The sequence below is a fragment of the Erwinia sp. MYb416 genome, from assembly GCF_037479575.1.
GTDB lineage: Bacteria > Pseudomonadota > Gammaproteobacteria > Enterobacterales > Enterobacteriaceae > Erwinia > Erwinia rhapontici.
Genome location: NZ_JBBGYT010000086.1, coordinates 1 through 913, shown reverse-complemented (window position 1 = coordinate 913; position 913 = coordinate 1). Strand labels below are relative to the sequence as shown.

At 49.0% G+C, this 913-nt stretch carries 1 protein-coding gene; it reads right to left on the bottom strand.

From position 1 onward, the window contains the following. Positions 1–477, bottom strand: a 477-nt coding sequence (locus tag WH277_RS00755; protein WP_339503806.1) for a type I restriction-modification system subunit M N-terminal domain-containing protein, incomplete at its 3' end; no start/stop codon positions are given. Between the last annotated feature and the right edge of the window lie 436 nt (positions 478–913).

Genomic DNA, 913 nt, shown 5'->3' with positions numbered 1-913 from the left:
CATATCGTGGTTAGAGATGGCCTGCGGACTAAGGTCGGTGGTGGCAAATTTTTTCACCACCTTGAACAGCAGGTTGGCCTCATCCAACTGGCTGACAAACTCGTTAAATTTAAAATGATCGAAGATTTCACGGGCGTCCTTCGAGAAACACTGGACGTAATTCTCGAGGTTGTCTTTGATATCGTTCTGCCCCATTTTGCCCAAATCCATCGGCGAGGTGTTATAGAACGACAGGTTGTTGGTGGCGCGTAAGATAAATTTTTCCTGACCTTCTTCCGGCAGGCTTTTCATCGCTTTGACTTCGGCGGCCTTAGCCACCACCGCGTCTTTGCTACTGGCCAGTACGCACTCCAGACGCCGCAACAGCGTAAACGGCAGGATCACGCGCCCGTACTGTGACTGCTTAAAATCACCACGAAGAAGATCGGCCACCGACCAGATAAAGGCAGCGGTGCTGGAAAAGTTATGAGTAGACATTATGCGACCTGAGGAATTAAAAATTTATCTGATTGTACCTGTTTTGCTTACGATTGGGGCTGATGTTTAGGGTGATTTTTTCAGCGATGAGGTCACAACAGGCCGAATTTCTCTATCGAAAATCTTAATGAACCGTGACAGGATAAATCGTTTAATCCTGAGCATTTCTTGAGGTTAATTGTTCTACTATTGCGCCCCGCCCGGGCTGCCCACATACTACAATCATCGTGTTTAAAATTCGGCAACAGGGGCTCCATAGTGACTAAGGCAAACATCAATCCGGCAATGCTAAGCTGGGCGCGCGAGCGCTCTGGCATCGCGATGGATTTGTTTGCCCGTAAATGTGGAACCAGCGAAGAGCGCCTCCAGCAGTGGGAAGACGGGGCGCACGATATCACCTTTAATCAGGCGATGACTTTCGCTGATAAAGCCCATG